17 protein-coding genes are annotated in these 21,424 nt (G+C 54.1%); 10 read left to right on the forward strand and 7 right to left on the reverse strand.

Annotated features, from left to right (window positions below; genetic code table 11):
- The first annotated feature begins 73 nt into the window (after positions 1-73).
- The 3 genes from L3K52_01480 to L3K52_01490 all read left to right on the forward strand — a co-directional run bounded on the left by L3K52_01480 (position 74) and on the right by L3K52_01490 (position 2,584).
- Positions 74-733 (forward strand): protein-L-isoaspartate O-methyltransferase, encoded by a 660-nt coding sequence (locus tag L3K52_01480; protein ID UOG92420.1) that lies wholly within the window; start codon positions 74-76, stop codon positions 731-733.
- A gap of 2 nt (positions 734-735) precedes the next feature.
- Entirely contained in the window at positions 736-1,050 is a 315-nt protein-coding gene (locus L3K52_01485) for a sulfurtransferase (GenBank protein UOG92421.1), read from the forward strand.
- Between the two features lie 82 nt (positions 1,051-1,132).
- Complete coding sequence (locus tag L3K52_01490; GenBank protein UOG92422.1) at positions 1,133-2,584, forward strand: TolC family outer membrane protein; 1,452 nt, start codon at positions 1,133-1,135, stop codon at positions 2,582-2,584.
- Here the strand turns inward: L3K52_01490 and L3K52_01495 are convergent.
- Positions 2,581-2,985, reverse strand: coding sequence for a hypothetical protein (locus L3K52_01495; protein UOG92423.1), 405 nt, complete (start codon positions 2,983-2,985; stop codon positions 2,581-2,583). The genes L3K52_01490 and L3K52_01495 overlap by 4 nt on opposite strands.
- Before the next feature lie 127 nt (positions 2,986-3,112).
- On the opposite strand from L3K52_01495, the gene L3K52_01500 reads away from it, so the two are divergent.
- Genes L3K52_01500 through L3K52_01520 form a run of 5 tightly spaced genes read left to right on the forward strand, consistent with a single transcriptional unit; the run spans position 3,113 to position 12,441 of the window.
- Positions 3,113-4,591 (forward strand): NADH-quinone oxidoreductase subunit M, encoded by a 1,479-nt coding sequence (locus L3K52_01500; GenBank protein UOG92424.1) that lies wholly within the window; start codon positions 3,113-3,115, stop codon positions 4,589-4,591.
- Between the two features lie 3 nt (positions 4,592-4,594).
- On the forward strand, positions 4,595-7,855 hold the full coding sequence (locus L3K52_01505) for a DUF2309 domain-containing protein (GenBank protein ID UOG92425.1): 3,261 nt from the start codon (positions 4,595-4,597) through the stop codon (positions 7,853-7,855).
- Positions 7,848-9,407: a hypothetical protein gene (locus tag L3K52_01510; protein UOG92426.1), complete on the forward strand. Its 1,560-nt coding sequence runs from the start codon at positions 7,848-7,850 to the stop codon at positions 9,405-9,407. Before L3K52_01505 ends, L3K52_01510 begins: the two co-directional genes overlap by 8 nt.
- A 5-nt stretch (positions 9,408-9,412) precedes the next feature.
- The gene (locus L3K52_01515) at positions 9,413-10,948 is read left to right on the forward strand and encodes an NADH-quinone oxidoreductase subunit L (GenBank protein UOG92427.1); all 1,536 of its coding nucleotides are present in this window, start codon (positions 9,413-9,415) and stop codon (positions 10,946-10,948) included.
- Positions 10,948-12,441 carry an NADH-quinone oxidoreductase subunit M gene (locus L3K52_01520; protein UOG92428.1) on the forward strand — a complete coding sequence of 498 codons (1,494 nt, stop codon included), beginning with the start codon at positions 10,948-10,950 and terminating at the stop codon, positions 12,439-12,441. The genes L3K52_01515 and L3K52_01520 overlap by 1 nt, the downstream gene beginning before the upstream one ends.
- Positions 12,442-12,443: 2 nt before the next feature.
- Here L3K52_01520 and L3K52_01525 read toward each other — a convergent pair whose 3' ends face one another.
- Complete coding sequence (locus L3K52_01525) at positions 12,444-12,962, reverse strand: DUF1566 domain-containing protein (protein UOG92429.1); 519 nt, start codon at positions 12,960-12,962, stop codon at positions 12,444-12,446.
- Between the two features lie 286 nt (positions 12,963-13,248).
- On the opposite strand from L3K52_01525, the gene bioD reads away from it, so the two are divergent.
- Positions 13,249-13,908 carry a dethiobiotin synthase gene (gene bioD, locus L3K52_01530; protein UOG92430.1) on the forward strand — a complete coding sequence of 220 codons (660 nt, stop codon included), beginning with the start codon at positions 13,249-13,251 and terminating at the stop codon, positions 13,906-13,908.
- On the opposite strand, the gene L3K52_01535 is transcribed toward bioD, so the two are convergent.
- The 3 genes from L3K52_01535 to L3K52_01545 are packed head-to-tail and all read right to left on the reverse strand — an operon-like array spanning position 13,905 to position 17,237.
- Positions 13,905-15,035, reverse strand: coding sequence for a PilT/PilU family type 4a pilus ATPase (locus tag L3K52_01535; protein UOG92431.1), 1,131 nt, complete (start codon positions 15,033-15,035; stop codon positions 13,905-13,907). The two genes, bioD and L3K52_01535, sit on opposite strands and share 4 nt — an antisense overlap.
- The gene (locus tag L3K52_01540) at positions 15,032-16,189 is read right to left on the reverse strand and encodes a PilT/PilU family type 4a pilus ATPase (GenBank protein UOG92432.1); all 1,158 of its coding nucleotides are present in this window, start codon (positions 16,187-16,189) and stop codon (positions 15,032-15,034) included. Before L3K52_01540 ends, L3K52_01535 begins: the two co-directional genes overlap by 4 nt.
- Before the next feature lie 13 nt (positions 16,190-16,202).
- Positions 16,203-17,237 (reverse strand): type IV pilus twitching motility protein PilT, encoded by a 1,035-nt coding sequence (locus L3K52_01545; protein UOG92433.1) that lies wholly within the window; start codon positions 17,235-17,237, stop codon positions 16,203-16,205.
- Positions 17,238-17,298: 61 nt separating this feature from the next.
- Between L3K52_01545 and L3K52_01550 the strand changes: the two genes are divergently transcribed.
- Positions 17,299-17,988 (forward strand): YggS family pyridoxal phosphate-dependent enzyme, encoded by a 690-nt coding sequence (locus L3K52_01550; protein ID UOG92434.1) that lies wholly within the window; start codon positions 17,299-17,301, stop codon positions 17,986-17,988.
- A gap of 6 nt (positions 17,989-17,994) precedes the next feature.
- Here L3K52_01550 and L3K52_01555 read toward each other — a convergent pair whose 3' ends face one another.
- A complete protein-coding gene (locus L3K52_01555; protein UOG92435.1) occupies positions 17,995-18,492 on the reverse strand; it encodes a DUF4124 domain-containing protein in 498 nt (165 codons plus the stop codon).
- Between the two features lie 69 nt (positions 18,493-18,561).
- Positions 18,562-21,417, reverse strand: coding sequence for a toll/interleukin-1 receptor domain-containing protein (locus L3K52_01560; GenBank protein ID UOG92436.1), 2,856 nt, complete (start codon positions 21,415-21,417; stop codon positions 18,562-18,564).
- Between the last annotated feature and the right edge of the window lie 7 nt (positions 21,418-21,424).

A 21,424-nucleotide genomic window follows, 5' to 3' on the forward strand; every position in this document is an offset into this window, starting at 1 on the left:
GCAGTACGCAACCACTTGCGACACACGACGGTAATCCGTACTCTTATCCCATTCTTTGTCTGGAGCCTGCCGCATGAATCTGGAACACGCCCGCTTTAATATGATCGAACAGCAAATACGCCCGTGGGACGTACTGAATCAGACCATTTTGGACACGTTTGGTTTCATTCAACGTGAATTATTTGTGCCTAAAGTTCACCAAGCTCTGGCGTTTGCGGATGTGGAAATTCCCCTAGGTCATGGCGAACACATGATGTTCCCTCGCGTCGAAGCGCGTATGTTGCAGGCACTTAAAATTTCACCCACGGACACTTGCCTAGAAATTGGCACAGGCAGCGGGTTTGTTACCGCCTGTCTTGCGCATCTTAGCAAACACGTCGACAGTGTGGATATTCATGCTGAGTTTACCCGACAAGCGGAAGAACGTTTGTTTAACCTCAAACTGCGTAACCATACGTTACACACCGCTGATGCTTTGCGTGAAGTGTCAGGTACTGGGCAATACGATGTGATTGCGGTGACAGGCTCTATTGATCATTACTTACCGCACTTTGAAACCCAACTGGCACCGGGTGGGCGGCTCTTCGTGGTGGTGGGGCACGGGGCGGCGATGCAGGCGATGCTCATCACCCGCGAAGCCGACGATGAATTTACCCGCACCAATCTGTTTGAAACCCACTTAAAAGCTTTGGTAGGCGCGAATAGCGATGCTGAGCGAACATTCATTTTTTAATCATGCGCCACTGGACACCTAGCGAACTGGCAGCGCACTTGAAGACACCTTCCCAACTGCATATATTGGATGTTAGGGAAGCATGGGAATACGATATTGCGCACTTTGAGCCATCAACCTTGATTCCCTTAGGGCAATTAGCGGATAAAATGGTACATCTGGATAAAACGCATGAGTGGTTAGTCGTATGCCATCACGGTGTCCGCAGCGTCCACGCGTGCTATTATTTGGAACGTAATGGCTTTCAAGTGATCAATCTAAGCGGCGGAATTGACCGTTGGGCGCAAGAGATTGACCACAATATGTCACTCTACTAACACGGATTAAGGCTATAATTCGCGTTTGATTAAAACATGCTTAAACCTCATGTGGCTAACTACATACTTGGAATCGTTTTTTATGAAACAACACACACTGGCATTCTTGATAGCAGCCTCCCTGACGCTGGTCACGCAACAGGCACAAGCAGAGAACCTGCTTCAGGTTTACCAACAAGCCAAAGGGTATGACGCCCAATTCAAAGCGCTGGAAAGCGATTATCTGGCCATTTTGGAGCGCAAGCCGCAAGCACTCGCTGCACTCAAGCCGCAGGTAGGTGTGTCGGCTGCCGCGACTCAAAGCCGTCAGCGCACCACGCGCGATGCCTCTTTATTGGATTCGGATGACGTGGGCGGCAGTACCAGCAGTAGCTACAGCCTGAACGTGAGCAAGTCACTGTACAACAAAGCCCTGAACGCTCAAGTGGAGCAAGCCGATTCGGTGATTGCGCAAGCCAGTGCCGGTTTGGAAGCTGAACGCGAAGGCTTGATTTTGCGCGTCGCAGAAGCCTACTTTAATTTCCTGTTAGCGCAAGACAATCTCGAATTCGCCCGCACCGAAAAAGATGCCATCAGCCGCCAATTGGAACAAACCCGCGCGTATTTCGACGCAGGCCGTTCCGCTATTACCGATGTCAAAGAAGCGGAATCACGCTACGATTTAGCGGTTGCCCAAGAAATCAATGCGGTTAATCAATTGGATTTAGGGCGCGAACAATTGCGGGTGCTCACTGGCGGTTTCTACCAAACGTTGAATGCTCCAGCGGCTAATCTACCACTGACCGTACCGGCTCCCACCGATATTGAGCAATGGGTAAAAACTGCCAAAGCCAACAACAAACGGCTAATTGCCAGCCAATTCGCGATTCAGTCAGCAAAAACAGTGATTGATATTCAACGCGCAGCCAAGAAACCAGTCGTGGATTTGGTTGCCAAGCAAACGGGAAGCGATACTCAAAGCAGTGCTGAAATAGACCCACAAAACTACGGCGCCAGTGTGGGTGTGCAAGTGAGTATGCCGCTGTACACAGGTGGCAGTACCGATTCCAAAATCCGCGAAGCGCAACACGATTTTCGTCAGGCGCAACAGCGTTTTGAATTCGAGAATCGCACCACCGAACAACAAGCCCGGAATGCATTTTTGACCGTGCAATCCAGCATCAGTCAAGTGAAAGCCAATCAACGCGCCCTGGCTTCGGCAGAAACAGCGGCTGAAGCGACCCAAGCCGGTTTTGAAGTCGGCACCCGTACAGCCGTAGACGTGCTGACGTCATTGCGCAATGTGTTCAGTGCACGTCGCGATTATTCACAAACGCGTTACACGTATTTGCTGAACACGCTGAAACTGCGCCAAGCAGCGGGCACTTTGACCGACAAAGACATTGCCAACATGAATACCTTCATGACCTCGACACCCAAGCAATTGGCCGCAGACTTGCAGCCCAATGCCCCCGCTGCGAATCTTGAAGACAATGGCAGTTTTGAAAGCTATAGCGCCACCCCAACCGCCGCAGCGCAAGCCGACAAGCCTTAACGCCGGTAAGCGTATTTCCAGCGCCTCCCGGATACTGCTTCCAGTGCATTCAGCACCGCAGCATCCGGGACGGCCTCGGCCTCATGAATATTGCCAATAATCACCCACTCGCGCACTTGCACCGGCGGTTTGCGAATCAATTGAAAATCCACCAGTGCTGCACTGCACGGTAATTGGATGTAGCAAAATGGCTTATCAGCCTGCGGCATTGTTTCAATATCCGGCGAACACCCCAGAAAACACACCAACGTCAAAAACGCCTCACCCACCGCAAAACGCCCTGCTTCCAGAGGTTCACCGAGCAATCCCAGTGTTTGTAAGCACGGCTCTAATGGTGCCATGACTGGCGCATCCGCCGTCGCGACGGGGAATAACACCAATTGGTGGGCGGAATACTGCATTTATTTACCTCAAAATTCAGTGAAAGCGGGCGGGCTAAGGGCTTGCCACCTACCCACGGGTACGAAACTTAGGTATCATCGCTTGCCTATATTCTCCTGACCACCCCTTTTTTAAGGCGCATTGGATATGATGGATCACCCGCTCATCCTGCTTTTGCTTCTGCCTGCGTTAGGGGCATTTATCTTGGCATTCTTACCCAGTGGGCGACCGGATTTGATCCGCAATACAGCCATTGGCGTGGCAGCCATGACGCTGATGTATGCCGCGAGCCTTGCCCAACAGCTCGACTTTAGCAACCCCGCGATTCAATTAGCGACCAGCGTGGTCTGGAACCCGGAGCTGGGTACCTCGTTTTCCTTGGGTGTGGACGGGCTGGCATTTCCGATGGTGTTACTTACCACCGTGCTGGTACTGATGGCGTTATTGGCCTCGCACATGATCACGCACCATGTCAAAGGCTACTACTTGCTGATGCTCTTGCTGGAAGCCGCCACCATGGGCGTGTTTATGGCGCAAGATTGGGGCTTGTTCTACGTTTTCTGGGAGCTGGTGCTGATTCCGCTGTTTTTCCTAATTGACCGTTGGGGCGGCAAAAATCGGCAAACGGCGGCGCTGAATTTCGTGTTGTATACCATGGGTGGCTCGATTTTCATGCTGTTGGCACTGCTGGTGCTGTTTGATGCGACCCCTACGCATTCGTTTACGTTTGCAGCAATGGCAGAAGGCGCCAAGCAATTGAGTACGGCCGAACAAGTGCTGATTTTCAGCGGCTTACTGATTGGTTTCGGGGTAAAAATGCCCCTGTTCCCGTTGCACGGTTGGCTGCCGTTAGCACACGTCGAAGCGCCCAGCCCCGTGAGTATTCTGCTTTCCGGTATCCTGCTAAAAATGGGTTCGTATGGCTTACTACGCGCCATTGATATTTTACCCGCCGCCGCGCAAGCGATGCAGGGCTTATTGTTTACCTTGGGTGTGATTGGCTTGTTGTACGGCGGCTTATTGGCATGGCGGCAAAGCGATATGAAAAAAATGATCGCGTATTCTTCTGTCAGTCACATGGGGGTGGTGCTGATTGGGATTTCCACCCTAAACGTGATCGGCATGACCGGCGCGGTTTACCAAATGGTGGCACACGGGCTGGTAGCAGGTGCAACGTTTATGCTGATTGGCTTGCTGTATGAACGTACCCATACCCGTGACATCAACGATTACGGCTCATTGATTAGAATCACGCCGCGCTTTGCGTTTCTGATTATTTTGGCTTTTGTCGGGGGCGTGGGCTTGCCGAGTACGGCGGGTTTCGTGGCGGAATTGCACGTTTTGATCGGCGGCTTTGAGGCGTGGGGGTGGCGCATTGTATTGCTGTCGCTGGGTGTGTTGATCACCGCCACTTACAGCATTCGCACGGTCAAACAGCTTTACACTGGCCCGATGCGGCTGGACATGCAGCAAGTCGAAGACATGCGCCCGCTGGAAATGGTCGCCGCCGGAAGCTTGATTGCTGGTACCTTATTGCTGGGCTTTTACCCTGCCCCCTTGCTCGACATGCTCGACGTGTCGGTGCAACACTTGGCAAGCCGCTTCGCAATACTGTTAGGACAATAACACATGACTCATCACAGTCAGTCACACGCCGCACAGCGTGACTATTTGCGTGAAGCCATTGCCGGTCTGAATGCGGTGCTGCCGATTCAAGCGCCGCTGCAAGATTTTGTGCATTTTAATCCGCTGGAAAATTACGAATACCTGCCATTCGCCGAGGCGCTACGCACCGCTCACGCCCACAGTGGCTCACTGGGCTATTTGCCCAATGGCGAATACCGCCGGTTTTTCCGCGAAGGGCGCATCAATCGCCACGATATTTTCAGCGTACTCGCCACCGAAGCCGATAAAGTGGCTGACCGCGACATTTACCTCACTGCGCTGGCGAATAATATTAAGCCGATTACCTTCCAGCAAATGCGCTGGCAAGTAGAAGAAAATCACGCACTGGAACGTTTTCAAGCCGATGTTGCCTTTGAGCAGCGCGAAAAATTACTCGAAGCCGCCGGACAAGACGAAGCGACTGCCATCCGTGCCTTGTGGGAAACTTGCCTGCAAAAGCTGGAACTGCACTACGATTTGCCGCACCCCGAAGCCTTGCTCAACCTGCGCCTCAGCGACATTAACGGCATCTGGGATCAAATCAAGCAACAAGGGCAAATCGGCGCCAGCATCCCCGATGCAGAAAGTTTCATCCACGCTGAAAGCCGCCACCTGCTACACGATTTGCTGGATCAAGTCGGCGAAACCCTCACCTTGCGCGGCTTACTGAGCAAACTTACCGCTGTTGATGTGATGGATTCGCTGCTGCCGCTGCTGGATCGCCATCTGGCAAGCTGGCTCGACCAAGGCATTGCTGCGTTCCGCTCCCGTTCCCTGAGCGCAGCCGAAGGGCAAACTGGCTTCTACCGTTATTGGCGCGAAGCCACCCTCAACGATCCCACCCTCACCCTCGCAGGCATGGACGATTGGGACGATTACCTGCGTTCCCTGCATCACGACCCGCTGGAAACCATCTGTCAAGAAATGATGCGCCTTGGCATCGACAAAGCCCATTGGGGCGGCTACTTGCGGGTATTGGCGCTGGAATTGCCGGGCTGGTCTGGCATGTTCAACTGGCGGGCGAAAAATCCCGGCTATTACGGCTTAACCACGCCGGTGAGCATGGAAGATTACCTCGCGGTGCGTTTGGTGCTGGAACACATCTTCTGCCGCCACGTTGCCCGCGACAACTGGCAAATCGACGCCAGCACCACCGGCATTCGCGGTTATTTCCACCAGCATCAGGATGAGTTTTTTGTTCGCTACCACGCCTACAACACCACCTTGCCGGAATTCCTGCAACAACTCGCCCAGCAATTCTTAAGCAGTCAGGAAGACATTCAACCTGCTGACTGGCATCAACTCGCGCACCAAATCCTAACTTGGAACCTTGCGCCGGAAACCGTGATCCCCGTCGGCACGGACATTTACCGCAAGGCTTGGCGCTTATTCCACCTTGCCCAACACTTGGGCATGGCAGCACCCCAAGTCGCGCAATTGGAAACCCCGCGCATCAAACGCCTGCTGGCGATTCTGGAAGAACTCGACGACCCCAACACCAGCGGCTATTTATGGCTACGAGCGTATGAACACCATTATCAGGAAGAAATTTTCAGCGCCTTGCTGAACAAACACGCGGAAGAACCCCCGCCTAACCTCTCTTCCCCGCCCAATGCGCAACTGATCTTCTGCATGGATGACCGCGAAGAAAGCGTGCGCCGCCATCTGGAAGAACTCGCCCCCGACCTCGAAACCTTCGGCGCGGCGGGCGTATTCGGCTTGCCCAATAACTGGCGCGGGCTGGATGCACCCCGCCCGTTAAAATTGGCACAACCCGTGGTCACAGCGGTTCACGAACTCCGCGAAGTTCCCGCCACGAATGCCCAACGGCGCTTACCCGCCCACCAACGCCGCCAACGCTGGCTCCATTGGTTGCACAAGTTGAAAAATCACCGGATGCGCCACAGCGTCATCGGCACGACCTTGGCATTACCGTTACTCGCCCCGTTTGCTTTGCTGGAAATGGTGGGGCGCAGCCTCATGCCCGCCACCTACCAACGCTTCATCAGCAAGGTACAACGCCAAACCAGTGTGCCACTCAACACCCGCGTGGCTTACACCGCGCAAGACGCATTGGAATGCCCCAGCAAAGACCACAACCAGCAAGGCTTCAGCGCGGCAGAAAAAGTCACCAAAGTCGCCACTTTCCTCAAACTCACCGGCTTTACCAGCGGCTTTGCGTCCTTGGTAGTGCTCATGGCACACCGTTCGCGCCATTTGAACAACCCGCACATTCTCGGCTACGGTTGCGGCGCGTGCAGCGGGCGCTTCGGCGGCCCCAATGCCCGCGCCTTTACCAGCATGTGCAATGAACCGGAAGTGCGGGCGCAATTGGTCGCGCAACACGGCATTCACATTCCTGACGGCTGCTGGTTCATCGCCAGTGAACACGATACCACCAGCGATGCCATCGACTGGTTTGACACCGATTTGATTCCCGTCAGCCATCGAAGCGTGTTTGCGCACGTGCAGCAAGCCACCGAGCAAGCCGTGCGCTTATCCGCGCAGGAACGTTGCCGCAAATTTGCCTCCGCCAGCCCGCACTTGACCCCGCGTCAAGCCAAGCGGCACGTAGAAGGTCGCGCCGCTTCCCCCGATCAAGTACGGGCAGAATTAGGGCATCAAGGTTGTGCGGTCGCCTTCATTGGGCGGCGCGAATTGAGCAAAGGGATTTTCTGGGATCGGCGCTCCTTCCTGATTTCGTATGACCCACACAATGACCCCGATGGCAAAATGTTAGAAGCGCAATTGCAAGGCAATGGCGTGGTCGGGGTCGGGATTCAGATGGACTACTACTTTTCGCGGATGCAAAACGGCTACTTCGGTTCCGGCAGCAAAGCCACCCACAACCTTACTGGCTTGTTTGGGGTCATGGAAGGCGGCGCGAGCGATTTACGCACCGGGCTGGCGCAACAGATGGTGGAATTGCACGAGCCGATGCGCTTACTCGCGATTGCCGAAGCCGAGATTGATACCTTGGTGGCGATTTACCAGCGCCATGATTACTTGCGGCGCTTGCTGGACAATGGCTGGGTATTGCTGGCAGCAAAACCGCCGGAGCGTAACGAAATCCATGTGTTCCAACCGGGCAAGGGCTTTGTGCAATGGCAAGGCGAAATTCATCAATTGCCAAGGGTACAGCATTCACAAGAATGGTACGCGGGGCAACGCGGGTATTTGCCGCCCGCTGCGGTGCGCAATACAGCGGAGGTGACACATGGCTAATGGCTGGTTATTACTGATTCCCGGTTTGCCCTTATTAGCCGCTGTGTTGGTGGCGCTGAATCGGATGTTTCGTTGGAATCGTTGCGAAGCGGGCGAATGCCTCAGTTCGCAGTTAGTGCTGGGCGCAGGCTTGCTGAGTCTGGTCTTGGTGTTGTGGGCGGATGGGCAATATTTATTGCACGGTAGCCAGCACGTCATGGTATCGCCTTGGTTACACAGTGGTGTCTACAACGCCAGCATCAGTTTCATGCTGGATGGTTTGAGCTTGAGCATGTCGACCTTGGTGGCAGTGATTACGCTGTTGGTGACACGCTTTTCGGTAAATTATTTGCACCGAGACTGCGGGTTTCAGCGCTTTTTCATGGTGCTGGCACTGTTCACCGCTGCGATGCAATTGATTGCCTTGTCGGGCAGCGCGGTGTTGGCATTTGTCGGCTGGGAATTGGCGGGTGCGAGTTCTTACCTGTTGATTGCATATAATTGGCAAAGCAAAACCGCAACCACCAATGCGACGCGGGCATTTATCACCAATCGGCTGGGGGATGCGGGCTTTTTGCTGGGCATGTTCATGGCGTTTTCGTTGTTCCGCAGCACCGAATGGAACGTGATGTTGGTGCCGCAAGCCGAGCAGTCGAGCTTGCTGATTGGCGTCGCGGCGTTTGGCTTGATGGGCGCGGCCTTGGTGAAATCGGCGCAGTTCCCGTTTTCGGCGTGGATTACCCGTGCGCTGGAAGGGCCTACGCCATCCAGTACGGTGTTTTACGGGTCATTGATGGTTCATGCAGGCATTTTCTTATTGCTGCGGATTCACCCGCTATTGGAACAAGCCCCGGCATTGCAATATTTGCTGCTGGGGATAGGTGTTCTCACGGTGTTGTATGGCTGGCTGGGTGGCTTGGCACAAACCGATATTAAAACCTCGCTGTTGTTTTCCACCTTGGCACAAACCGGCTTGATGTTGATCGCGATTGCGCTGGGCTGGTATACCTTGGCGCTGGTGCATCTGGTGTTGCACGCGGTGTGGCGGGCGTATCAATTTTTGCATTCGCCCTCGTTTGCGCTGCATACCCAATGGCAGGCGGCGCCTGCGGTTCCGGCATGGCTGGGGAAACGGCGCTGGTTGCACAATGCTGCCTTGCAACGTTTCTGGCTCGACCCGCTGGCGGATTGGTTGCTGGTAAAACCCACCGTTGCGCTCTCACAAGAGGTGCAGATATTCGATGGGGAAATCCTCGATAAGCTGAGTGGCGCACCGGGGCATTACAGCAGCATTGCCACCCTTGCGGATATGCAAGCGCTGCAACAAGGGCGCTTGCGCGTGGAAAGCACCATTGGCACCGGCTCCGGTATCTTGGGCAAGCTAATGCAGTGGATCGCCGAACGCTTGGAATGGTTTGAACACCGCTTATTGCTACAACAAGGCGGCGGCAAAGCCAAAGCTGTTTTGGACACATTAGGGCGTTATTTGGACAGAATCGAACGCCTGCTTACCCAACCACGCTATCTGGTGTTGCTGATTTTGGCGACACTGGTTGTTATTTTTCAGGGGTAGCACCGATGATATTTTCGGAAATTCCAGCAACATCACCGTTATTGACCGTGTTGCAATTGTTCCCGCTACTGACCGGGCTGGTGCTAATCAAAATACGCGGCAATGCGGCGGTGGCCTTGGCGGGCATTATGGCGCTGGCGCAAATGTTGCTGGCAATAAGCTTGTACATCAAGTTTGATGTGCATCAAGCAGCGGGGGTAATGCAGTTTGCCGAACGCTTCCAGATACTCGGCGCGTTTCATTACCACGCAGCGGTGGATGGTATCGGGGTCATGTTTGTGTTGCTGACCAGCTTGATCAGCTTATTGAGTGTGGCGTTTGTTCTGGTGCGGCGCTTGCACGAAAGCTCGATACTGGCGGTGATGATGATGATTCAGGCGGTCATCATCAGCCAGTTTGTGACGGTGGATTTGCTGTGGTTTACCTGCATGTCATTTCTTGAAGTGATTATGGTGGGGTATTTGACCAAACGCTGGCCGACATTCCACGACATTCAACCGACCTTGGCGCGTTACCTGCAATTCATGGTAGTGGGCTTATTGCTGCTGGTGTTTGGCACGCTGGTGTTGGGCTGGAATTACGCGGATGCGAATGCCGGACGCTGGAGTTTCAGCCTGTATGAGCTGGCAACCCTCGGCTTTGGGGCGCACGATATGGTGGGAACCTTGGTGTTTTTCGCCCTGTTTTATGCAATGGCGGTACGGATTCCGTTATTCCCGTTTCACGGCTGGTTGCCTGCGTTTATGTTGCACGGCAATGTGGCGGTCGCACCGATTTACTTGCTGGGCTTGAAAGTGGGGGTCTACGGGCTGTTGCGCTTTGTATTCCCGATTGTGCCTCATGCGGTGTGGGAATGGCACATGGTGGCTACCGTATTCGCGGCAACTGGAGTGTTTTACGCCGCATTTTTGGCAATGCGCCAGCAAACCTTGCGTGAATTATTGGCGTTTGCGGTCATTAGCCATACCGGGATTTTGACAATTGGTTTATTTAGTTTGCATCGCATGGCGTTTGAAGGCGCTGTCTTGCTGGCGATGAATTTTGGATTGGCGATCACTGGCTTGCTGCTGATGACCGGCATGGTGTGGCAACGGACTCGCACCACGCGCTTGAGCAAGCTCGGCGGCATGATGGATTACATCCCGATTGTGGGCTTGGCATTTCTGGTGGCAGGCTTGGCGATTGTGGGAATGCCGGGGACACCGGGGTTTGATGCGGTGCATTTCGTGCTGGAAGGTTCGATTAAGCGCTTCGGTGCATTGGTCACTGTTGCCGCAGCCTTGGGTAACTTGGTGGCGGCGGGCTTTTTGTTACGCGCTTTCCAACAGGCGTTTTTAGCCAATCCGGGGGTGGATACCAGCCGCTGGGATACGCAACCGACTTACCACGCGGAAACACTGATGGCGGGCATTGTGATTGTAGTGACCGTCAGCGCCGGGTTTTATTCCGCGCCGTGGATTGCCTTGATTGATCAGCCCATTCAAGGGTTGGCGGGGCTGTTTGCAGAATACACGGGCGACGTGCCGGGGGGAGAGCATTGATGGATAGCTTAACAAGCATGGATTTTCCTTGGCTTAGCTTATTACTGCTGATGTTACCGTTGGGCGCGAGCTTGACCGCCTTCATGCCGGGGAAAGAAGCGCGGTTGGCAGCGTTGACCACGGCGGTACTGACATTGGGGGTGGCACTCATTATCGTGGCGGGGTTTGCCCCGCAGCAGGCGGGGTTCCAATTTGTGGAAAAAACCCCTTGGATGCCGAGTTTGGGGATTCATTACCTGCTGGGAGTGGATGGGTTATCGGTCTTGTTCCTGCCGTTCACCGCGCTGTTGTTCATTGGGGTGATATTGGCGTCTTGGAACGCGATTCGTACCATGACGCGCCTGTATTTCGCGCTATTGCTGGTGTTGGAATGCACCATGATGGGCATTTTTACTTCGCTGGATACGATTTTGTTTTTCCTGTTCTGGGAAATGACCTTACTGCCGCTGTTTTTCCTGATCAGTTTGTGGGGCAGTGGTGCGAATCGGCGTTACGCGGGGGTGAAATACAGCTTGTTTATGTTGGCGGGTGGCTTGCCAATTCTGCTGGGGTTTGTGGTGCTGGCGATGAATAATTCCACGGGGATGAGTTTTGCCTACACCGATTTATTGCAAGGTAGCCGTGAATACGGGGTGCAGGTGACGGTGTTTTTCCTGTTGCTGGTGGGGTTTGGGGTGAAAATTCCGCTGTTCCCGCTGCATACCTGGTTGCCGGTGGTCGCGCAAGAAGGGCCTGCGACCACCGTGGCCTTGCTGACGGGTTTGAAAGTCGGGGCGTATGGGTTATTGCGCTTTGGCTTGCCGCTGGTGCCGGATGCCGCGTTGGAATTCCGCTGGATTCTGGTGGGGCTGGGAATGATCGGTGTGCTGTATGGCGCAGTGGCAGCGTTGAGCCAAACCAGTTTGCGGCGCATGTTGGCGTTTTCATCCTTAAGCCATGTCGGGCTGGTGGTGTTGGGGATTGCTGCGTTTAGCCCGCAAGGAATGCAAGGCGCAATCTTCCAGTTGCTGAACTTTACGCTGATTGCGGGTGGCTTGTTTTTGATTACCGGCTTTTTGCATCAACGTACCGGCTCGACGGAATTATTGAGTTTGGGCGGGGTAGCGAAATCCATGCCCTTGCTGGCATCGCTGTTCTTCTTCCTCGGTTTAGCGGGAATCGGAATGCCCGCCACCAGCGGCTTCCCGGCGGAATTTTTGCTGATTGTGAGTATTTTGGAAGTACACACCGGCGCAGGTTTGGTGGTGTTGTTTGTGGTGATTTTGGGGGCGGCGTATTTCCTGAACTTCTACCGCAAAGCCTTTCTGGGTGAAGCGCGTCACGCCATTATCCGTGACGCGCCTGACTTGAAGCCGCGAGAACTGGGTGTCCTGCTGCTGATAGTTATACTGGTGCTGGTGTTCGGCCTCTACCCACAGGGGATGTTGGATATGACCGAAACCAGCAGCCAGTATTGGGTGAGCTTGATGCTGCCAACGGATACGTCACCGTAACGTTAGCGTAAATTACGCACCAAGCGAATGTACATACCCGCGCCTTTGAGATGTTCATAGGCGCGACCTTTAGTGAAATCCATGCTCCACGCAAGTGGGTCGGCCTGATTCATCGACCACAGCCCAACGGCGGGCATGTGTGGAAATACGTCCAAATTAGCAGCGGGTTCGACACAACGCTGTTCCACAATGCTGTTGAGTTCATCCAACGTCGGTAAACGCCAGCCCGTGTAACCGGCGAAATTATCACTGCTAACCAATTGCGCGAGATTAGCGGCTTTATCCCATTCCATGCGTAACGCCGACCCCACGCACCGCTCTCCGGTTTGTCCTTCCAAGCATTTTTTCCACATCAAGCCGGTGTTAGTATCAATTAAAGTGCCATTGCCTTGATCATTGAAGCGTTGCACCGGGGTAGAAGCGGGAATATTTCCCTGACAATTTTGCTGAGCCATCGCCCAATTAGCACAAGAAAGCAGCAAGCTGCTGCCCAACACAAGGGTGAGCCTTTTTATCGTCATATTATTATTTATCCAGCAAGTCATTTGTAAAATTTATTGATATACGTCAAAACAGTTTAATAAACAAACTAATAGTCGTATATTTGATCAAAATGGTTCAACTTTAATAAGCTAAAATTATCATTTTTTTAATTGCCAACATAAGTATCATCTGTTAGATACTGCCTAGTATTGCCCCTCAGTCAGGGAAACATTAGTCTAGGCTTAACTTTCAGCAAGAAAACCACCGGCATGACCCTCAAAGTATCATTTCAAATGATACCTTTGAGTCAGCAAAGGAAACCGCATGGGGATAATTATTCCAACATTCGCACAATGGCTGACGGCATCTGGCGTGAATACGGCTAGGGGTATTTTCATGACCGGCACGGATACCGGCGTGGGTAAAACCTGGGTCGGCATCCAACTGATTACGTGCTTGCGGGCTTTAGGGCGTGAAGTGATGGTACGCAAACCCGTGGAATCGGGTTGGACTGACGGCATTCAGCAAACGGATGCTTGGCAATTGGCACAGGCAGCGGGGCAAGCCTTTGACTCACGCATTTGCCCCTACCACTTTAGCGCCGCGCTTGCCCCGCCACGCGCCGCACAACTTGCCGGGGAAAGCGTGTCACTGCAACAACTGGTAGCCGCTTGCCCCACGCATTGGGAACCCCACCAGTTTTTGCATGTGGAAGGCGCAGGCGGCTTTTATTCACCGATTGCCGACGATGGCCTCAATGCCGATCTTGCCCAAAGGCTGGGCTTACCCGTGGTTATCGTTGCCGAAGACCGTTTGGGTTGCATCAACCATGTGTTACTCACGGCCGCAGCGGTGCAACAACGCGGCCTCACCTTGGCAGGCGTTATTCTCAATGCCCGCACGCCCCGTGTGAACGGCATGGATAATGCTCAAGATATGTGCCAGTATTTGGACGTACCAATCGTCGCTTTCCCGTGTGCTTAAGCCATTTCCGGCAAATCATAATGCGTAGCGCTGTCTTCTGCGTGTTCCGCACCGAAATTGATTTGCCACTCCAAATCATTGCGGGAACCGGCGTACTCCAAGGCCACGGTTTTGCTGATGTGGCTGCCGGTGTAAAGCTGGTACAAGGCTTGGTCAAAGGTTTGCATTCCATCCACCGACCCTTTGGCAATAATCTCTTTCAACTCGCCAAATTGTCCGGTACGAATCAGCTCAGCGACATACGGGGTATTCACCAACACCTCTGCCGCCAGATGCAAGCCATCTTTTTCATCAGGAATCAGCCGTTGCGCCACAATCCCGCGCAAATTCAAGGATAAATCCATCAATACCCGGCCTTTATTTTCACTGGGAAACAAATACAGCATTCGCTCCAGCGCCTGAATCACGTTAGTCGCGTGCAAGGTCGACAACACCAAATGCCCGGTATCCGCAAAACCCAACACCGCATCCATGGTTTCGGTATCGCGCACCTCCCCCACCATGATCATATCCGGGGCTTCCCGCATGGCTTCACGCATCGCATTGGCGTAACTCAAGGTGTCAAAACCGACCTCACGCTGCCCAATAATGGATTTGCCGTGGCGGAAAGTGTATTCAATCGGGTCTTCAATCGTCAAAATATGCCCAAAATGGTGCTCATTGCGGTGCTGAATCAAGGATGCCATCGACGTCGACTTCCCCGACCCCGTAGACCCCACGAACAGCAGCATCCCCTCTTTTTGCATCACCAGTTTTTTCAGCACTTCCGGCAATTTCAACTCATCCGGCGAGCGAATGTCGGAACGAATATGGCGAATCACCATCGACACTTCCCCGCGCTGAAAATAAAAATTCATGCGGAAACGCCCAATGCCTTTCAGCGAAAATCCCTTATTTAATTCACGATCGGCAAAGAAAGCTTCAATTTCGGTTGCCGTCAGGATCTCTTCGGCTAATTGGCGAATATTGCCCGGCTTCATCGACTCCCGGCTAATGCGCTTGAGCTGCCCCCGCACTTTAATCGTGGCGTGCGCCCCCGTGGTCAAATACAAATCCGACGCGCTTTGTTTCACCATCACATTCAGTAATGGTGTGATGCGCATCTCAGCTTCACTTAAAATGGTCATAGGGTGGTCTTCTCCAGCGGCTCAATCGCCAATTCATCCAAGCCCTTAAAGAAGTCGTTATCTTGCGCAAACCGGCTTTCCAACTTGAGGCGTAAGCGCAAGTCATTCTGCGAATCGGCATGACGCAACGCTTCATGCACGGTGATTTGCCGCGCTTCAATCAAATCAAATAGCGCTTGGTCGAAGGTGCGCATCCCGTGTTCGCGCGATTTCGAGGTCAGAATCTTCATGCCCGGCACATCGCCTTTCAGGATTAAATCCGCCATTAATGGCGTATTAATCACCACTTCCACCGCTGGCAAACGCCCTTCCCCTTTGGCTTTACGCACCAAGCGCTGTGATACCACCGCCTTCAGGTTGAGGGATAAATCCATCAATAACTGGTTGCGGCGTTCTTCGGGGAAAAAGTTGATAATACGGTCGATCGCTTGGTTGGAACTGTTGGCGTGCAAGGTCGACAAGCACAAATGCCCGGTTTCCGCGTAGGCAATCGCGTAATCCATCGCCTCACGATCCCGAATTTCGCCTAACAAAATCACATCAGGAGCTTGGCGCAAGGTATTTTTCATCGCAATTTCATAACTGCTGGTATCGACCCCCACTTCGCGCTGCGTAATCAAGCACCCCTTGTGCTGATGCACAAACTCAATCGGGTCTTCAATCGTGACGATATGCCCTTTGGAATTGGTATTGCGAAAATCAACCATCGACGCCAATGTGGTCGATTTACCCGAACCCGTCGCCCCCACCATAATCACCAAACCGCGTTTGGTCATGGCAATCTCGCGCAATACCGGCGGCAACCCCAACTCCTTCAACCCCGGAATATGGTTAGGAATATGGCGTAACACCATCCCCGCACAACCGCGTTGCGTGAACGCATTCACCCGGAATCGCGCCTTGCCCGGCAGACTAATGGAAAAGTTGCATTCCATGTCCTCCTCGAACTGTTTGAGCTGGCGGTCATTCATAATCGCCCGCACCAACATCCGCGCCGTTTGCTCATTCAATGGCTGATTGGTTAGCGGCACCATTTCGCTGGCAATTTTGGCAGAAGGTGTGGCCTCCGCCGTAACGTACAAGTCGGAAGCCTTTTTTTCCAACATGGTAGCCAATAATTTATGCACATAGCTAATGGCAGCATCGCGATCCATAGTTCAGCCCTCGTTAAATAGAATCCGGGTTATCGGCTTTGCGCCGCGCCGCTTCACGATCCACCAAACCTTTCATCACCAAATTTTTCAATGATTGATCAAGGGTTTGCATCCCGTCATTTTGCCCGGTTTGCATCGCGGAACGCATTTGCGCAATCTTATTTTCGCGGATTAAATTGCGCACCGCCCGTGTACCAATCAGAATTTCATGCGCCGCCACCCGCCCGCCGCCTTTTTTCTTCAGCAGGGTTTGCGAAATCACCGCCTGCAAGGATTCGGAAAGCATGGAACGCACCATCTCCTTTTCGGCAGCGGGGAACACGTCCACAATACGGTCAATGGTTTTGGGTGCGGATGTCGTATGCAACGTGCCGAACACCAAATGCCCGGTTTCCGCTGCGGTCAGTGCCAAGCGAATGGTTTCCAAGTCACGCATTTCCCCGACCAGAATGGTATCCGGGTCTTCACGCAACGCGGAACGGAGGGCGGCTTCAAAGCCTTTGGTATCGCGGTGCACTTCACGTTGGTTGACCAAACTTTTTTTGCTTTCGTGCACGAATTCGATTGGGTCTTCAATGGTCAAAATATGCCCGTAATCGGTATCATTTTTGTAATCGACCATTGCCGCAAGCGTGGTGGATTTGCCCGAACCAGTCGGCCCTGTTACCAACACCAAGCCGCGTGGGTTTTCCGAAATTTTCCGAAAAATACCCGGCGCACCCAACTGGTCGAGCGTTAATACTTTGCTGGGGATGGTACGGAACACCGCACCTGCGCCACGGTTTTGGTTAAAGGCATTCACACGAAACCGCGCCACACCGGGAATTTCAAACGAGAAATCGCATTCCCAATGTTCTTCGTAGTTTTTACGTTGGTGATCATTCATGATGTCGTACACCAGCGCGTGTACTTGTTTATGGTCGAGTACTGGCAAGTTGATCTTGCGCATTTCGCCATCGACACGGATCATGGGGGGCATCCCGCCCGACAAGTGCAAGTCGGATGCATTGTTTTTGACGCTGAACGCCAATAGTTGGGTAATGTCCATTGTTGTTATAATTCACATTGTGGGTTTAGTTCAGTGATTAATGAGGAAAGTAACACATACCATGACAATCCGTGACAATATCCAGACAATCGGCGAACGCATTCACGCTGCCGAACAACGCTTTGGGCGTAAACCGGGCAGCGTACAATTATTGGCAGTGAGCAAGAAACACTCCAGCGCCAGTATTCGCGAAGCCATTGACGCGGGGCAAACCCGTTTCGGTGAAAATTACGTGCAAGAAATGGTCGAAAAAGCTGCCGAACTTGCCAATGACAACCGCAATATCGAATGGCATTTCATCGGCCCGATTCAATCCAACAAAACCCGCTTGATCGCCAGTACTGCCCGCTGGGTGCATTCGGTCGACAGTCTCAAAATTGCCCAGCGCTTGAGTGAGCAAAAAAAGCCAGCGGATGCGCCTGCGATTAATATTTGCCTGCAAGTGAATATCAGCAATGAGATCAGCAAATCGGGGGTACAACCGGCGGAATTGGCGGCCTTGGCAAGCCAGATTGCTGCTTTACCGGGGATTCGCTGGCGGGGTTTAATGGCAATTCCTGCGCCAGAACACGATTTTACCCAGCAACGCGCCGTGTTTGCGCAAGTGCGGGCGTTACAGGAAGATTTGGTGGCGCAAGGTTTCGCGTTGGATACGCTATCCATGGGCATGACCGATGACATGGAAGCCGCGATTGCCGAAGGTGCAACCATCGTGCGCATTGGCACAGCGATTTTCGGCTCGCGGGCTTAACGATTGCTATTGCAGGGCTGAATACCGCAACACGCTGAATTTTACCGGCTCGGTGTTTTGGATAATGTCACCTGCCGCATTGCTTAATACGGCAAATACGTTGTGTTCGCCGCGTTCGACTTCGGTCAATGCAAAAGACAGTGCGGTGCCGGAGCCGACTTGTTTTGAGTCCAAATAGAGTGCCACCCCATCGCCGGGTTTCAATGCCGGTTTCAGGGATACGCTCACCGTCACATTTCCCTCGTTAGCGCGGATGGCTTCATCGGCAGTGGGCGAGGTAATCGCGAAATCGGTATACGCTTCTTCCTCTTCTACAGGCGCAGCGTCGGGCTTGGCAGCGGGTGCAGGTGCGGGGCTATCCGCCACGGTCAACATCGGCAAATCGACGGGCTTGGCAGCGCTTTGTTTCGGTGGATTGTCGCCGTACACCGTGTTACCGGCAGCATCCACCCAACGGTAAATTTCCGCCTGCACCGATACGCTCACAAGACCGAATATTAACAATAGCGATAGTAACCTGACACGCATACATAGCCACGATAGTTGGTTGATACGCTCATGATTCTACTGAAATTAATCGGTGATAGGGCAAGTGGGAGGATGGACGGTTGTTTCATGCTTAGCAATGGCTTGTTGCAAGTCTAATAGCGCTTGATCGCGGCGGTGGTAGCCGGTTGCGTTGATCAGCTTGGCGGCGGCTTCGATGTGCGCTTGAAGAGAAATCCCCCCTAGCCCCCCTTTGCAAAAGGGGGATTGAGGGGGATTTTCTTCCTCCGCCACCAACAACCGCGCCATCTCCAAATGATAATCCGTCAAATGCAGCCGCATCCCGCTGCCGTCGGCGATGTCGAACACTTCCTGCAAGTCCTGTCGGGCGCGGGCGAAGGCGCGGGTGTGGCGGTGCAGCGCAGCGCGGGCGAGCAGACCGAATGGTAAATACTGCTGTTGTCCTGCTGCACGCAAACCAGCGACAGCCTGCTCCAGCCAGTGAAGACCCTCACCCCCATCCCCTCTCCCGGAGGTAGAGGGGAGTAAGCGTTGTTGCAGATGGGCGCGTCCGAGGGTGAGTTGATCCAGTGCAATCGTCAGCAAAGGAGCACTACCATTTTGGGCTATATTCAACGCATATTCCGCCCGCTCCAGCACCTCCGGCGTGCTACCCTGCGCCAGCAGCAGGTCGCAGTAGCGGAAACCTTGCAGCGAATACATGCGCGGGTACGAAGGCTGGTCTTCCTGCTGGAGTTGCTCCGCTTCCCGGAACAGGGCAAGGGCGGCGGCGGTGTCCCCTGCCTGATGCAGGGCATCGGCGTGGGTGATGCGGCATCCCATACGCCAGAACATATTCCCGGACTGGTCGGCGTAGCGGCTGCTGCGTGCACCGCTTTCCACCGCTTGTGCCACATCGCCGAGGGTGAGTTGCAGTTCGCTGAGGTTGCTGGCTGCTTGTGCTGCACCTTTCCAGTCTTCTTGTTTTTCCGCCATTGCAATATCTACCTGCATCCGCTCCAATGCCTCACGCAGCCTCCCCAATGCGCGTAAGCAGAAACCTGCCCAGTTCAGCACTCCGGCTTGCCAGATTTCCTGCAAACCCGCTGCGGGGGTGTGCCACGGGGTCGTGAAGAAATGCGCTACGGTGGCGAGGTCATCGCTGAAAGCACCGAGTTTTGCCGTCAGGTAATGCTCACCTTCGCGTTTGATACGAGGCCAGTAAACCTCATCCAACGCCTGCTGATGCAACCCCGCCGCACACCCATGTGCCACCGCACTGAACAGCGGCTGCATTTCTTCCAGCGTTTCGGGCAACTCCTTCTCCGGCAGGGCTTTGTAGTATTCGTACAGCCGTTCATGCGCCTGCTGCCATGCTTGCGGTTGCTGGGTTTGCAGTTGCCCGCCGAAGTATTCGCGGATCAGCGGGTGGCAGTCGAGGTCGCCGCCACCGTCATGCTGCGACAACAGGTGGTGTTCTTCGCGCAAACTGGCGATGGCTTCCAGCCATTCGTCTTCATCAATGCCTGCGGTCAGGTGCGGAATCTGCGCATCCCACAGCATTTGCAGCACGTCTTGCCTGATGGGGTGGTCGAACAGCCCCAACAAGTGCAACAACGCCAGTTCCGGCTCGCCCGCAAACCATTCCGCATAAGCCTGCATCACCTTGAAGGCGTGGCGGCTGTCGCGGTTGCCCGTCGCTTTGACCAGTGCCGTGAGCGTATCGCGCTTGCGTACATCGCCCTGATGCCGCAGCCGCAACACATTCCCCAGCAAACTCAACGCCAGCGCATGACCGCCGTATTCACCCACCGCCTTGCCCAGTTCCGCCGCGTTGCCCTTCACCCCCAGCGATTGCAGCAACTGGATGCCATCCGCCGCTGTCAGGTTTTGCAAGTCGTGGCGGATGACGGTAGGCGTGTCGCGGTCACTGAGTTCATGCAGCGCAATCCGCGTGGTGATAATGCACAAACCGCACGGATGGCGGGCAAGCTGGCGCAGCAACTGGCGGATGGCTTTGTCCTTGAGTTCGCCGCGCATCGCCGCGCCGCCGTGTTGCAGCGGCTCTAACCCATCCAGCACCAGCACATAGCGTTTGCCGCGCAGCAATTCGGCGAGGTGGTCGCCCTTATCCTCCTCCGACGCAAACCGCTCGCGGCTCGAACCCAGCTTGGCAAACGCATGGCTGAAAAACGGCGTGGCGGAAGTCTGCTTGTCTTCAGATGACCCTTGCGAATAGAACGACCACGCGATTAGCACCGGGATGTCGGCGGTGTGGTCAAGCCAGTGGCGCAGCAGTTTGGTTTTGCCTGTGCCGCCGGGGGCGATGAATTGGAGGATGCGGGTGGTGGTGTTTGCCCATGCGTTGGTGAGAAGTTGCAGTTCGGCGGAGCGTCCGAAGAAGCCGCCTTTGACGGTGGGGAGGCGGTCGGAGTGGATGGTGGTTGGCGCGTGTCCATTCGCCGCTGGCAAGGAACGGATTTCCCCCAACGGCGGCGCAATGTATTCAGCTTGCCCCGTCAGCACGCGGTACAACTTGTCATAATCACTGGGCAGGCAGTACGTCGAATAAGGTTTCAGTGTTAGCGGTACATGCTCCAGACTGCCATGCGTCGGAATTAGCGGGATGAACTTAGTATTGCGGAAATAGTGGTCGTACAGCGTTTGTGAAATAACCACGCCTTCAAATGTCACACCGCGCCCACCGTCAGTTTCCTGCCCACGGTAACGCCGCAAATAAGTTTCGGTGCAAACCAACAACACAAAATCTGCCGCTTCGATCTGGTTTTCCATCCAACGCTGCCAACCTTCGGGTGGAAAACCGTTCACATACAGGTCAATCAGACAATCCAGCCCTTCCTTACGCAAACGGTCGGATATGCCGCGCACAAACTCGCGGTGCGCGTCAGAATCGTGGCTGTAACTGATGAAAACCTTGGTCATGTGAGCA

The sequence above is a fragment of the Candidatus Thiothrix sulfatifontis genome (genome assembly GCA_022828425.1).
Taxonomy (GTDB): domain Bacteria; phylum Pseudomonadota; class Gammaproteobacteria; order Thiotrichales; family Thiotrichaceae; genus Thiothrix; species Thiothrix sulfatifontis.